Here is a 13,667-nt window from a genome sequence, read left to right on the forward strand (position 1 = left end):
GGGTGCGGTGCAGCCGCGCCGCCGCACGGCCCATGTGCTGCAGCTCGGCGATGGTCTCGAAGTAGCGCATGTCGCGCAGGTCCATGTCAAAAGCGCCATTGATGGATTTCAAAAAACTATCGATTGGACTGTAGAGGTCGCCGCACCAATACTCAAGCCCATCGACAGACCCGCGACACCGATCCGGGCAGACGGATCGACACGATTCACGACGGAGACGACATGCCCCTGCCCCCGCCCTTGCACTTGCACTTGCGCCGACACCTCCTGCCCGCCCTGGCGCTGGCAGCCCTTTGCAGCGGCGCGTCCGCCGAAGCGTGGCCGGCCAAGCCGATCCGCGTCATCGTGCCGTTCCCGCCCGGCGGCGGAACGGACATCATCGCCCGCGAATCGACGCAGAAGGTCGCCGCGGCGACGGGCTGGACCTTCGTGATCGACAACAAGCCGGGGGCCGGCGGCAACCTCGGCGTGGACGCGGTGGCCAAGTCCCCGGCCGACGGCTACACGCTGGTGCTGGGCCAGACCAGCAACCTGGCGATCAACGCGACGCTGTACGCGAAGATGCCCTACGACTCGCAGAAGGACCTGTCGCCCATCGTCCTGCTGGCGAATGCACCGCTGGTCATGGTCACCGGCATGGGCACGCCGCACAAGACGCTGGCCGATGCCGTCATCGCGGCGAAGGCCAGGCCCGACGCGCTGAACTTCGCGTCGCCCGGCAACGGCACCGTCGCGCACCTGACCGGCGAGCTGTTCCAGAAGGCCGCCGGCATCCGGACACAGCATGTGCCGTACAAGGGCGCCGCGCAGGCACTGACCGACGTCATCAGCGGCAACGTCGACCTCTACATGGCGTCGGTGCCGACACTGCTCGGCCAGATCAAGCAGGGCAAGCTGCGTCCGCTGGCGGTCACCTCGGCGAAGCGGGTCGACGACCTGCCGAACGTCCCGACCATCAACGAGTCGGGCTACAAGGGATTCGACGCCGTCACCTGGTTCGGCCTGCTGGCCCCCGCCGGCACGCCGAAGGAGGTCATCGCGAAGCTGAACGCCGAGTTCAACAAGGCGCTGCGCCAGGCCGACCTGCGCAAGAAGCTCGAAGACGAGGGTGCGGATGCCGCCGGCGGCACGCCCGACCAGTTCGCCGCGCTGATCAGGACGGAAGTCCAGCGCTGGGGCGGGGTCGTCAAGGAATCGGGCGCCAGGGTCGACTGACCCCGGGTCGCCGGCACGTTCAACCACCCATCCAGGAGATCCCGATGAGCCAGGCCGCTGCATTGCCCGACGTCATGCGCGACATCGAACGCGTCGACGCCGCCACCGTCGAGCGCGCTTCGAAGTTCCCTTCTTCGATCCTCGCCGACGTGGCCGGCCGTCGCGGCGCGCTGCACGGCCGCATCGCGCCGCTGTCGCCGTCGATGCGGTTCGCCGGCCCGGCGCTCACCGTCGAAGTCCGGCCCGGCGACAACCTGATGATCCATGCCGCGATGGCGATCGCGAAGCCGGGCGACGTGATCGTGGTCGACGGCAAGGGCGACCTCGGCAGCGCGCTGATGGGCGAGATCATGTCGCAGCAGTGCGTGGCGCTCGGCATCGCGGCGGTCGTGATCGACGGCGCGGTGCGCGACAGCGAGGCCATCCGCGAACTGGGCTTCCCGATGTATGCGGCGGGCCTGAACCCGAACGGCCCGACGAAGTTCGTCCCGGGGCGGCTCAACCACCCGATCTCCGTCGGCGGCGTGACCGTCCACCCTGGTGACCTCGTGGTAGGCGACGCCGATGGCGTGACGGTGATCGAGCGGGCCCGGGCCGCGGCGCTGCTGCCGCTGGCGGCCGAGAAGGTCGCCGCGGAGGCGCGGCGCATTGCCGACATCAGGAGTCGCAAGGCACTGCGGCCCGCCTGGCTGGAGGACGCGCTGCGTGCGGCCGGCGTGATCCAGGCCGGAGAGACGCTGTGAGCCGCAAGCCGGTGTTCGTCGTGACCGGTGCCGACCTGGCGCCGCAGGCGATGGCCTTGCTCGACGACTTCGAGGTCGTGTTCGCCGGCAGGACGCCGACGGAGCACGACGTGATCGCGCTGTGCCAGCGGCACGATCCGGTGGCGATCATCGTGCGCTACAGCCAGGTCGGCGCCGCCGCGATGGACGCTGCGCCGAGCCTGAAGGTGATCTCGAAGCATGGCAGCGGCACCGACACGATCGACAAGGCCGCTGCCCGGGCCCGCGGCATCCAGGTCGTCGCCGCGGCCGGGGCCAATGCCGCTGCCGTTGCCGAGCAGGCGCTCGCGCTGCTGCTCGCCGCCGCCAAGTCGGTGGTGATGCTGAACGAGCGCATGCATGGCGGCCACTGGGACAAGGCGACGCACAAGAGCATCGAGCTCGAAGGCCGCACCGTCGGCGTGATCGGCCTGGGCGCGATCGGCCGGCGCTTCGCGCGCGTGGCCGATGCGATGGGCATGCGCGTCCTCGGCTTCGACCCGTACGCGAATGACCTGCCGGCGCATGTCGCGCGCACCGATCTGGCGACGATCTGGCGCGAGGCCGATGCGATCTCGCTGCACTGCCCGCTGACGGCCGACAACGCACGGCTGCTGAACGCGCAGACCCTGGCCGCCTGCAAGCGGGGCGTGCTGATCGTCAACACCGCGCGCGGTGGCCTCATCGACGAGGCGGCGCTGCTCGCCGCGGTGCGCTCCGGCCAGGTGGCCGCGGCCGGGCTCGACAGCTTCGCGACCGAACCGATGCCCTCGCCGCATCCGTTCCACGGCGAGGCGCGCATCACGCTCAGCCCGCACATCGGCGGCGTCACCGCGGATGCGTACGTCAAGATGGGTGTGGCTGCGGCGGAGAACGCGCTGAAGGTCCTGGGCAAGGCACCCTAAGCCAGGTTCACCGCCAGCGTCTCGGCCGCCGAGAGGCCCTGCTCCATCAACGCGAGGAACGCAGCGTTCGCCTTCTTCGCAGACCCGCCGCGCTCCATCAGGCGTATCGCTTCTTCGCGCGCCGTGCGCAGCGTCAGCACGATCATCCCGGCCATGAGTCGCGTGAGGCCGTCCGGCTTCGGCCCCGCCAGCTCGATCGCCAGCCCTTCGGCCGCTTCGTCCCCGAGCTCGCGCAGGCGCGCTTGAAGCGACGGGCTCGCGGCGAGAACCCGCCACCAGTTCACCGCCTGCGTGTTGACGGAACACAGCGGATGCTTCTGGCCGCTCAGTTCCTGGACGAGCGCGCGCAGCGCCTCGATGGGAGGTTTCCCGTCGGGCCTCTCGCGCAGCGCCTGACGGAAGGACAGCAGCTTCAGGTCGTCCTCGCGATCGAGCATCAGCTCTTCCTTGCGCGAGAAGTAGTTGAAGACGGTCATCTTCGACACCTTCGCGGCCACCGCGATTTCGTCGATCGTCACCGCCTCGAAGCCGCGCTCGAAGAACAGCGCTGTCGCCACGTCGGAAATCCGCTGTCGGGTCTCCCGCTTCTTGCTCTCGCGTCTGTCGCCCATGGGCACGAAGCTTAGCCGAAGCTCGCGCCGGAGACCCGTCGTCAAGCCACATTTTTTGACTCAGTCAAAAATGTATTGCACTAAACTTTTATCGAGTACACAATTTTCACTCATCGCGCCCGATGTGGCGCCAGAGAGAAAAGGACCGGCGGATGACCCGTGGCAACGACAGGAAGGTGCTCATCTCGGGTGCGAGCTTCGCGGGGCTCTCGTCCGCGCATTGGATGAGCCAGCTGGGCTACGACGTGACCATCGTCGAGATCGGTCCGGGCTTGCGCACCGGCGGCACGGCAGTCGACATCCGCGGGAACACGGTCGACATCGTCAGGCGCATGGGGATCCTCGAACGGATCCGCGCGGATCGCCTGAGCCTGCGGCGCTGGGAATTCAAGAACGCCGATGACCGGACCGAGCGCGCACTCGTGTTGCGAGCGGAAGGCGATCCTCCTCCGGAGGATGAATTCGAGATCGAGCGGGACGTGCTGCTGAACATCCTGCTCGAGGCCGTGGGAGACCGATGCGAGATCGTCTTCGGGGACAGCATCGCAGGGTTGGTCGAGACGATCGACGGCGTCGACGTCACGTTCAGGAAGGGCGGCCGGCGCTCGTTCGGCCTCGTGCTCGGCTGCGATGGCATGCATTCGGGGGTGCGCAGGCTCTGGTTCGGCGAGGAGGCGCAGTACACGCACTTTCTCCAGCAGTACTTCTCGATCGCGATCGTGGACCAGTTGCTGATCGAACGCGATACCGCGCAGATGTTCAACGTGCCGGGCAAGGCCGTGATGCTCAATGCCTACAAGAACAGGACCGACATCATCCTGGGCTTTGCCTGCGAGCGCGAGATCGCATATGACCGCCGCGACGAGGCGCAGCAGCGCAGGATCATGACGGAGCAGTTCGCCGGCCTGGGCTGGCGGACTGCGGAGGTGTTGAGGGCCATGGCCGGCTCGGACAACTTCTACTTCGACAAGCTGTGCCAGGTCCGGATGCCCTCGTGGTCGCGGGGCAGGGTCGCGCTGGTGGGAGACGCGGCCTTCTGCGCGTCTCCCGCGGCAGGAATGGGCGGGTCGCTCGCCATCGACGGCGCGGCCGCGTTGGGAGAGGCGATGCGAGCCGCGGGCGGCGACCACGCGCAGGCGTTCCGCCTCTACGACGAGCAGTTCCGCCCGTTCGTCGACGAAGTTCAAGCCGCGGCGGTGCGGACGGGACTCGAGACGCTGGTTCCTCGAACCGAAGAGGCGATCCGCGCACGAAATGCGAAGACGGAATTCGGGTTCCAGGTGCCGCCATAAATGCCTGACATTATTCCGGAGAGGCCTCCAGGGGCACACCTATACTGCCGCCGATGAACGAGTTGCTGCTTCCCGCCGGGGGCGTCGGGCCCCTGTCCTCGCAGATCTACGCGCTCGTGGTCGAGGCGATCCTTCGCGGCGAGTTCGGACCGTCCGGCAAGCTGCCCACCGAAAGCGAACTTGCTGCCACCTTCGGCGTGTCGCGGCCGACGATACGGGAGGCGCTGTCGCGCTTGCGTGCGGACGGCGTGATCGGATCGCGGCGCCGCGCCGGCACCAGCGTCATCCGCACGCCGGGCGCGCCGGTGGTGGCGATGACGCCGATTCGCAACCTCGCCGACATCGAGTGCTACTACGCCTTCCGGTCCTGCGTGGAGGCCGGTGCGGCGGCCGCTGCCGCCGAGTTCCGCAACAGCGACGACATCGATGCGCTGAATGCCGCCTACGAGGCGCTCAACGTGACGATGGAGTCCGGACACGCAGGCATCGACGAAGACGTGGAGTTCCACCTCGCGATGGCGCGTTGCTCGCACAACCCCTTCTTCGTGGCGTCGATCGAGACCAGCGTTGCGCCCATCCGGCAGTTCATCGAGCTCGCGCGCAACGCCCACGACAAGAAGAGTCCCGAGCGCGTGCGCGAGACCCAGGCAGAGCACCGTGCGGTGATCGACGCGATCGTGCGCCGGGCTGCGGGCGACGCGGCCGAAGCGGTTCGCAGCCACATCCGCAACGCGAAGCGGCGCATCTTCGAAGCGACGCAACTGCCCTGAATCGGCACCGGACCCGCCAGGCATGGACAAGGGGTTTGTCCTGATCACATTTGCTTGACATGAATCCCGCCAGGGAAACAATGTCAGGCATTAATTGACGCCTTGTGCCGGTCGACGGAACGCCACCAGGAGGTGGTCCGTGCGACCTGCGGTCTTCATGCGCGTCCCACCTGGTGATCTGCGAGCCCGGGTCTCACACGACATCTCGCACGACGGTCACTGATCGCCGGGTATTCGGTTGTCCCCTCACTTCTGTCGCCAAGGAGCACGGATGAACTCGAACACGTCGATCACACGCTTCCTGTCTGTGAATGCGCTGAGCGCCTGCCTGCTGGTGTCGCTGCTCTGCGGCTGCGGCGGAGGCGGCGAGGCCAGCGCGGACGGGAGCGAGGCCACCGAGGCGAGCACCCAGGGGAGCTCATCCCCGGGCATCGGCAACGCCTTCCAGGTCGGCACGACCAGCACCGACGCGAACCTGCCGGCCGCGCCGGTGCTGCCGGTCGACGCGCAAGTCTGCGCGACGCTGGAAGCCGGCAACAAGCTGGTGCGGCGCCCCGACGGCGCACTGCCGCCGGAAGCCGATCCGTCGCTCCCGGGCGTCGGCGTTGCGGTCAGCGCCGCGACGGCCAACCCCGACCAGGCCCGCATCCAGGCCGCGCTCGATGCCTGTGGCGCGGGGGTCGATGCCGAGGTCGGTGCCGCGATCGCGGCGGCCGACGCAGCCGCCACTGCGCAGCAGCAGGCAGCGGCCGATCCGGGCAGGAACATCGCCGGCGCGTCCGGAGAAGAGCTGGCCAAACCGCAGTACCGCGCGACCCGCTTCGCGGTGCGCCTCGTGGTCAGCAGCAGCGGCCCGGGCAACGCCTTCATCAGCGGCCCGCTCACGCTGCCTTCCGGCGTGACGCTGTGGATCGACAAGGGCGTGACGCTGTTCGCCAGCCGCGACGTCATGGCCTACTCGCCCAAGCCGGCCGGACCGTACTGCGCGAACACCGCGGTGAGCGCCACCAAGGCCGGCAGCTCCGGGAATTGCACTGCGCTGATCAACGGCGACAACCTCGTGAACTCGGCCGTGGTCGGTGACGGCGCGATCGACAGCCGCGGCTACGCCGAGATCGTGACGACCAACAAGCTGTACCCGCTGATGAAGGTCGACATGAGCTGCTCGAACACCTACGCCGCCTATGCGCAGGGCCTGCAGGCCGTCGACGGCACGCCGTGCGACGACGGCGGCACGCTGGTCGACTCGAAATCGTCGGTGCGCAACATGACGTGGTGGGACCTGGCCTACCTCGGCAACATGGTGCAGAACGGCACCACCGGCACGGCCTCGCAGTCGAACTTCCGCATGATGGTGTTCAACTACGCGAAGAACCTGACGCTGCACCGCATCACGCTGAACAACAGCGCGAACTTCCACGTCGTTCCCAGCGGCGTCGACGGCCTGACGGTCTGGGGCGTGAAGGTGCAGACGCCGTCGCTGGCGGCCTACGCGAACCCTGCCGGCAACGGCAACCCGCTCTACACCGGCGAGACCTTCACGCGGGACAACGTGAAGAACACCGACGCCTTCGACCCCGGCTCGGCCAAGAGCGCGACCTCGGCAGCGCTGACCACCGGCAGCACGACGAAGTCCGCCGCGAAGATCTCGTTCGACGGCTACCTGAAGAACGTCGTCTTCGCGTTCAACTTCGTGAGCACCGGCGACGACGACATCGTGCTCAAGGGCAGCAACAACCCGAGCCCCGCCAATTCAGGCCTCGCGGGCATCGACGGCGACCGCGACGTGCGCTCCGACCGCAAGTGGGGGATCGTCATCGCCCACAACCACATCTACTGGGGTCATGGCATCTCGATCGGCTCGGAGACGAACAGCGGCGTGAAGAACGTCCACGTGTACGACAACAGCTTCGACGGCTCGGAGGAGGGCCTGCGCATCAAGTCCGACTACGCGCGCGGCGGCGAGGTCAGCAACATCCACGTCGACAACATCTGCATGCGCAACGTGACCAATGCGCTGCTGTACACGCCGTACTACAGCACCAAGGCACTGCCTGCTGGCGGGCCGCTGGTCCCCAACTTCCACGACATCTTCCTGGCGAGCATCTCCATCGAGGGCCAGACGGCCATCACGCTGCGCGGCTTCGCGGCCGACACGGGCGGCTTCAGCCTCCCGGCCCATCCGCTGGTCATGTCGCTGACCAATGTGGTGACCGATTCGCCCGATGCGGTGCGGGTCATCGCGTCGGACGCTCAGCTCACCCTCGATCGGGTCAACCTGCCGATCCTGCCGTCAGCCGACAACCGGGTCACGGTCACCGGCAAGGCCACGCCCTACGTCCATCCGTCGAGGGTCGTGGATTGCAGTCGCGCCTACGTCGACTTCCCGTCGTCGACGAGCCCGGCAGGCACCGGCTGGTGACGCTTGCGGGCGGCCCGCCGGGCCGCCCGGGTTCACCACTGCCCCGGGTTCACCACTGCATTTCGCCCTTGGCCACCTTGGCGCCGATGTCGAGCGCGATGCCCAGCCCGGCCTGCGGGTAGGCCTTCTTCATCGCGTCGATCAGCTCCGCGGCGCTCTTGGCTTTCGCCGCTTCCACATCGAAGCGCTGCAGGTAGTCGCGGGTGTAGCGGATGCTGCTGCCGTCGAGCGCCGTGCCGGCGGCCATGTGGCCGGGCACGACGGTGGCGGGCTTCAGCGCCTCGATCTCGTCGAGCTGGGCGAACCATGCCTTGCGCTCGCTGGCCTTCTGGGTGTCGGCGGTCCACACGTGCAGGTTGCCGAAGATCGCGATGTTGCCGACGACGGCCTTGATCGACGGAATCCACACGTAGGGGCGATGGGCCAGTTCACCGGTGATACCGCGAACCTCGATCGTCTCGCCATCGACGCTCAGCGTCGTGCCCTGCAGCAGTTCCGGCACGATCGGCTTCTGCGGCGCATTGGTGCCCATCTTGGGGCCCCAGAACGCCAGCTTGCCCGCCAGCTTGGCCTGGATCTTCTCGCGCACGGCCGGGGTGGTCAGCACCTGGGCCTGCGGGAAATACGCCTTCAGCACTTCGGCGCCGAAGTAGAAATCCGGGTCGGCGTTGCTGATGAAGATGGTGCGCAGCGACTTGCCGCTGTCGAGCACGTTGGCCGCCACGCGCAGCGCATCGGCACGGGTGAAGCCGCTGTCGATGACGATGGCCTCGGTCTTGCCGCTGACCACCACGGCGTTGACGTTGAAGCTGTTGCCGTCGGCGTTGTAGACCTTCAGGCTCAGCGCAGGCTGGCTCTGCGCCACGGCAGCCGTGGGTGCGACGACGCCCAGCGCCAGGGCGGGCAGGAAAACGCGGACGAAGGTGCTGAACTGGAACATGGAGATCTCCGTGAGGGTTGAAACACTGTTTGCGACCGGACGAACTCTATTTGCATCGATACAGTAGATAAAGCTTGCTACAGTTGAATCGTTGTTGCATGGATCGATGAAATGGACCGTCTGACCGCCGTGCGTGTGTTCGTCGAGGTGGCCGATCTCGGCAGCCTCACCCAGGCTGCCGAGCGCCTGGAGATGTCGGTCGCGATGGTCAGCCGCTACCTCGCGGCGGTCGAGGACTGGCTCGGCGCCCGCCTGCTGCACCGGACCACGCGGCGCGTCAGCCTCACGGATGCCGGGTCGGCGGCACTGCCGTCGTGCCGGCAGCTGCTCGGCATCGCGGACGAGGTCCATCACCTGGCCGGCGAGCGCAGCCGTGAGCCGGCGGGGCTGCTGCGCGTCACCACCGCCGGCTCCTTCGCCGAGGCCCAGCTCACCAGCGCGCTGGTGGATTTCCAGCGCCTGCACCCGCAGGTGGAGGTGATGCTGTCGGTGGGCGACAAGGTCACCGACCTGGTCGCGGAGCGCGTCGACCTCGCGGTGCGCATCACCAACACGCTGGACGCGACGATGATCGCGCGGCCGCTGGCGCAATGCCGATCGATGCTGTGCGCCTCACCCGGGTACCTGCAGCAGCACGGCGTGCCGCAGGTGGCCGAGGAGTTGCGTCGACACCGCTGCGTGGCCCATGCCTTCGGCATCGGCAAGCACTACGGTTTCACGCGCGGTGGCGAGAAGATCGTGGTGTCGGTCGACTGGGCCTTCCATACCAACGAGACCGCGGTGCTCCGGCGCGCCGTGCTGTCGGGCGCCGGCATCGGCATGCTGCCTACCTACTACCTCGGCGACGACCTGCGCGCCGGCCGCCTGGTGCCGCTGCTGCCCGACCACGAGCCGGACGTGCTGGGCATCCACGCCCTCTACCTCTCACGCCAGCATCAACCGCTGGCGCTGCGCATGCTGGTGGACTTCCTCGCGGAGCGCTTCGCGGGAGAGGAGGCGCCGTGGGACCTCGCCCTGAAGGCATCGCCCCTTTGAGAGAATTCACTTCATCAACCGGGGAAAGGAGGTTTGTTCGATGTTTCGGATCACAACTACTGACACGACAAATGCAAATACATATCTTCAGAGGTCCTGGTCGCGTATTCGGTTTCACCGCACAAGCATCTGGTGAGAACCTGCCTCGGAAGTACGCGCCCTGGACGGCATTCAAGACCATCGAGCTCGTCAGGGACGAGCGAACACCTGGCGTCGATGCGAATCAGTGTCTCGACGATATCGAGGCATACGGGCTGCACCTGACCGATGCGCACGTTCGCATCACAGAGGAAGCACTTCGGTAAACGTCGTGTGGACTGCGCACTGGCAGCCGTGGTCACTCCGGCAATCCGGCCAGTCGCAGTCCTTCCGCGAATCGCGCCAGGTCCTGCGAGCGATGAATCGGCAGCCAGTCCTTGAGATTGGAGACGCGCAGGGACGGGTCGAGCGTGCGCACCTGCTGCATCGCCTGCCTCGCCATGTCCATTCGCCCGGCAAGCGCATGACTCGCCGCCACCAGGCTGACCGCGGCCAGGAAACTCGGTAGATTTCCGACGGCCTTTTCCGCCCAGGCCGAAGCGGCATCGAAGCGCCCCGCGAAGAAGTGCGACAGCGCCATGCCGGCCTGCATCCTGAACATTTCCGGATCCAGCGGACTCAGGCGAACGGCACGCGCCAGGTGCTCGATCGCGGCGTCCGTCTCGCCGTGCAGGGCGCGCAGGTATCCGCCCAGGAACCATGCGGGGGCGAGGTTCGGATTGAGCAGCACGGCCCGGTCGAGCAACGCGATGCCGCCATCGAGGTCGCCGGCGAGATGCCCGAGCGCGTGGCCTGCTCGCGTGAGGGCGACCGCATCGTCGCGGCCGAGCTCCACCGCCCGCCGCGCCAGGCGGGTGCCCTCGGCGATCTCTGCGGGCCGATCGGTCATCCAGCCGTTCACCTTGCGCCAGAAATGACACCAGGCCGCCATGCCATAGGCCGATGCAAATTCCGGATCGAGCTCGACGGCCTTGTAGAACAGGGGCAGTGCCGCCTCGATGGATTCGCGCGTTCCGCTGTGCAGCCTGGCGGTGCCGCGCAGGTAGTAGTCGTAGGCGTCGAGGCTTTCCGTGGGCTTGCGCTTGGCTCGCTCGATTTCCGCCCGCTCGAGTTGCGGCGCGATCGCGCCGACGACGCTTTCGGCGATTTGATCCTGCAGCTCGAAGATGTCGTCCAGCGTGCCTTCGAAGCGCTCGGCCCACAGATGCGTGCCGCTCGTCGCGTCGATGAGCTGCCCGGTGATGCGCACCTTGCTGCCGGTCTTGCGCACGCTGCCTTCCAGCACGTAGCGCACGCCCAGCTCGCGGCCGACCTCCTTCACGTCCACCGCCCTGCCCTTGTAGGTGAAGCTCGAATTGCGCGCGATGACGAACAGCCAGCGCAGGCGCGACAGCGCGGCGATGATGTCCTCCACCACGCCGTCGGCGAAATACTCCTGCTCGGGATCGCCGCTCAGGTTGTGGAAGGGCAGCACGGTCATCGAGGGCTTGTCCGGAAGGGCGAGTGCGGGCGGCAGTTCCCTTGGTTCGCCGGGGGCGTGTTCGCCGACCTGGACCTCGCCGACGAAGCGGAACCCCTTGCGGGCGATCGTCCGGACCAGGCGCTGCTCCTCGCCGCTGTCGCCGATGGCCTTGCGAACCGCGTTGATGTGGCTGGTGATCGTCGACTCCGAGACCACCCGGCCACTCCATACCGCCGCGAGCAGGTCGTCCTTGCTGACGACGCGGTCGCGGCTCCTGACGAGATGCAGTAGCAGATCGAACACCTGCGGCCCGACCGGCATGACTTGCGCGCGATGCGAAAGCTCCCGGCGCTCCGGGTCGAGCACGTAGTCTCCAAACATGAACTGCACGGTGTCGTCCCCCGTCGGAGGATGGTACGGCAACGCGTTCTGGACGAACAAGCAGGCGTTCCTGAAGGGAAATCCAAGGCAATGGCAAGGACTTCCGCGGAGCGCGCAGGCAATCTCCATGCACATCGACGGCAACGGTTGCGGTCGAAAGAATCGGAGAGAAGCCATGAAGTTTGTCGTGATCGGAGGCACCGGCCTCATCGGAACGAAACTGGTGAAGAACCTCAGGGCGCGCGGCCATGACGTGCTCGCAGCCTCGCCCGCCACGGGCGTGAACGCCATCACCCGCGAGGGCCTGGCCCAGGCGGTCGACGGTGCCGATGTGGTCGTCGACGTGGCGAATGCGCCGAACTGGGAAGACCAGGCCGTCCTCGATTTCTTCGAGACGTCGACCCGCAACCTGCTGGCAGCAGAAGCTGCCGCCGGCGTGCGCCACCATGTCGCCCTGTCGATCGTCGGCAGTGAACGGCTTCCCGACTGCGGATTCTTCCGAGCGAAGGTCGCGCAGGAAAGGCTCATCAAGGCGTCCACCCTCCCCTACACCATCCTGCGTGCGACGCAGTTCTTCGAGTTTGTCGGCGGGATCACCCAGGCGGGCGTGGTCGGCGACGAGATCCGCCTGTCGCCGGCGCTGATCCAGCCGATCGCGTCGACCGACGTGGCGGCGGCGCTCGCCGAGCTCGCAGTGGCACCGCCGCTCAACGGCACGGTCGAAGTCGGCGGCCCGGAGGCCATTCCGCTCGACGAATTGGGCAGGCGTTTCCTGCGCGCGACGCGTGATTCGCGCAAGGTCGTGGCGGACGTTCACGCGCGCTACTTCGGCGCTCTCCTCTCCGATCGGTCGCTCACAGCCGGGGACAACGCTCGCCTCGGTGCGATCCGCTTCGAGGACTGGCTGGCTGCCAGCGCCGCGCCGACCTGAGCAGGCGATTGGTGCCCCACGGGCAACAGACCGATCCCCCCGACGCGTCTAGCGCGCCGGCACTCCAATTCCTACGATGGCTGCGATTCCATCCCATCACACCTTCAGGAGCCTCCATGACTCAGCACACCCTTCACAGGCAGCCTCCCCTCTACGCAAAGTCCCTTGCCGTGGCCAGCGCGCTGCTGCTGGGCGTGCTGGCCGCGCCCCACTCGCACGCGGCGCCGCATGCACAGGTCAAGGAGGTGGCGCTCAAGGATCTCCCCGACCTGCCGGGCAAGGAAGGCCTGATGCTGGAAGTCGTCTACCCGCCCGGCAGCACGGACGAAGTTCATCGCCACGACGCGCACGCATTCGTCTACGTCCTGGAGGGCTCGATCGTGATGCAGCTCAAGGGTGGCCAGCCCGTGGCGCTGCAGGCAGGTGAAAGCTTCTACGAGGGGCCCGACGACGTGCATGTCGTTGGCCGCAATGCCAGCACGACCCGGCCGGCGAAGTTCGTGGTGTTCCTTGTGAAGAACAAGGGTGCTCCGGTCTTGACGCCCGTGCGTTGAACGAAGGATTCCCCATGCGTCTCTCCGTCATCGCCCCTTCCCTTTCCTTTTACCTTGCCACTGCCTGTGGTCTCAGTCTCGCCATGAATGCTTCGGCAGCAGAAATCAAGTCGATATCCCGCCTGGCTGCCGGACCCGGCAATGTCCTGTTCGTCGCCGACTGGAAAGCCGGGCGCGTCCACGCGATCACGCTGTCGCAGGCGCCGCAAAGGTCGGCCGGCACGACCTTCAACATCTTCGATCTCGATGCGCTGCTTTCAAGGCAGGTCGGCGGCGCCAGGCTCACGGTCGAAGACATGGTCGCCCGCCCGGGAACGGCGGAGGTCTATGTGGCGATCAGCTACGGCGC

At 67.2% G+C, this 13,667-nt stretch carries 12 protein-coding genes and 1 pseudogene; 10 read left to right on the forward strand and 3 right to left on the reverse strand.

Annotated elements, in window-relative coordinates; genetic code table 11:
• The first annotated feature begins 222 nt into the window (after nt 1-222).
• The 3 genes from AC1D15_RS05860 to AC1D15_RS05870 are packed head-to-tail and all read left to right on the forward strand — an operon-like array spanning nt 223 to nt 2,881.
• Nucleotides 223-1,215 carry a tripartite tricarboxylate transporter substrate binding protein gene (locus AC1D15_RS05860; protein ID WP_477825264.1) on the forward strand — a complete coding sequence of 331 codons (993 nt, stop codon included), beginning with the start codon at nt 223-225 and terminating at the stop codon, nt 1,213-1,215.
• 44 nt (nt 1,216-1,259) lie between these two features.
• Entirely contained in the window at nt 1,260-1,958 is a 699-nt protein-coding gene (locus AC1D15_RS05865) for an RraA family protein (RefSeq protein ID WP_477825265.1), read from the forward strand.
• Entirely contained in the window at nt 1,955-2,881 is a 927-nt protein-coding gene (locus AC1D15_RS05870) for an NAD(P)-dependent oxidoreductase (RefSeq protein ID WP_477825266.1), read from the forward strand. Before AC1D15_RS05865 ends, AC1D15_RS05870 begins: the two co-directional genes overlap by 4 nt.
• Here AC1D15_RS05870 and AC1D15_RS05875 read toward each other — a convergent pair.
• Nucleotides 2,878-3,492, reverse strand: coding sequence for a TetR/AcrR family transcriptional regulator (locus AC1D15_RS05875; protein WP_477825273.1), 615 nt, complete (start codon nt 3,490-3,492; stop codon nt 2,878-2,880). The two genes, AC1D15_RS05870 and AC1D15_RS05875, sit on opposite strands and share 4 nt — an antisense overlap.
• A gap of 152 nt (nt 3,493-3,644) precedes the next feature.
• Here AC1D15_RS05875 and AC1D15_RS05880 point away from each other — a divergent pair, with 152 nt between their 5' ends.
• The 3 genes from AC1D15_RS05880 (at nt 3,645) to AC1D15_RS05890 (ending at nt 7,976) form a co-directional block, all read left to right on the forward strand.
• On the forward strand, nt 3,645-4,784 hold the full coding sequence (locus tag AC1D15_RS05880) for an FAD-dependent monooxygenase (RefSeq protein WP_477825267.1): 1,140 nt from the start codon (nt 3,645-3,647) through the stop codon (nt 4,782-4,784).
• Between the two features lie 53 nt (nt 4,785-4,837).
• A complete protein-coding gene (locus AC1D15_RS05885; protein WP_052212876.1) occupies nt 4,838-5,554 on the forward strand; it encodes a FadR/GntR family transcriptional regulator in 717 nt (238 codons plus the stop codon).
• A 271-nt stretch (nt 5,555-5,825) separates the two neighbouring features.
• Entirely contained in the window at nt 5,826-7,976 is a 2,151-nt protein-coding gene (locus AC1D15_RS05890; protein WP_477825268.1) for a glycoside hydrolase family 28 protein, read from the forward strand.
• Nucleotides 7,977-8,025: 49 nt separating this feature from the next.
• Here AC1D15_RS05890 and AC1D15_RS05895 read toward each other — a convergent pair whose 3' ends face one another.
• Nucleotides 8,026-8,916: an MBL fold metallo-hydrolase gene (locus AC1D15_RS05895; protein ID WP_477825269.1), complete on the reverse strand. Its 891-nt coding sequence runs from the start codon at nt 8,914-8,916 to the stop codon at nt 8,026-8,028.
• A gap of 111 nt (nt 8,917-9,027) precedes the next feature.
• Here AC1D15_RS05895 and AC1D15_RS05900 point away from each other — a divergent pair, with 111 nt between their 5' ends.
• The gene (locus AC1D15_RS05900) at nt 9,028-9,951 is read left to right on the forward strand and encodes a LysR family transcriptional regulator (RefSeq protein WP_477825270.1); all 924 of its coding nucleotides are present in this window, start codon (nt 9,028-9,030) and stop codon (nt 9,949-9,951) included.
• Nucleotides 9,952-10,288: 337 nt separating this feature from the next.
• Here AC1D15_RS05900 and AC1D15_RS05905 read toward each other — a convergent pair whose 3' ends face one another.
• Nucleotides 10,289-11,842 (reverse strand): winged helix-turn-helix domain-containing protein, encoded by a 1,554-nt coding sequence (locus AC1D15_RS05905; RefSeq protein ID WP_477825274.1) that lies wholly within the window; start codon nt 11,840-11,842, stop codon nt 10,289-10,291.
• A gap of 166 nt (nt 11,843-12,008) precedes the next feature.
• Here AC1D15_RS05905 and AC1D15_RS05910 point away from each other — a divergent pair, with 166 nt between their 5' ends.
• The 3 genes and pseudogenes from AC1D15_RS05910 to AC1D15_RS05920 form a co-directional block, all read left to right on the forward strand.
• The gene (locus AC1D15_RS05910; RefSeq protein ID WP_477825271.1) at nt 12,009-12,764 is read left to right on the forward strand and encodes an SDR family oxidoreductase; all 756 of its coding nucleotides are present in this window, start codon (nt 12,009-12,011) and stop codon (nt 12,762-12,764) included.
• A 116-nt stretch (nt 12,765-12,880) separates the two neighbouring features.
• The gene (locus AC1D15_RS05915; protein ID WP_477825272.1) at nt 12,881-13,318 is read left to right on the forward strand and encodes a cupin domain-containing protein; all 438 of its coding nucleotides are present in this window, start codon (nt 12,881-12,883) and stop codon (nt 13,316-13,318) included.
• A 14-nt stretch (nt 13,319-13,332) separates the two neighbouring features.
• Nucleotides 13,333-13,667: pseudogene (locus AC1D15_RS05920) on the forward strand (hypothetical protein); the annotation flags it as partial.

The organism is Rhizobacter sp. P2_H2 (genome assembly GCF_056403375.1).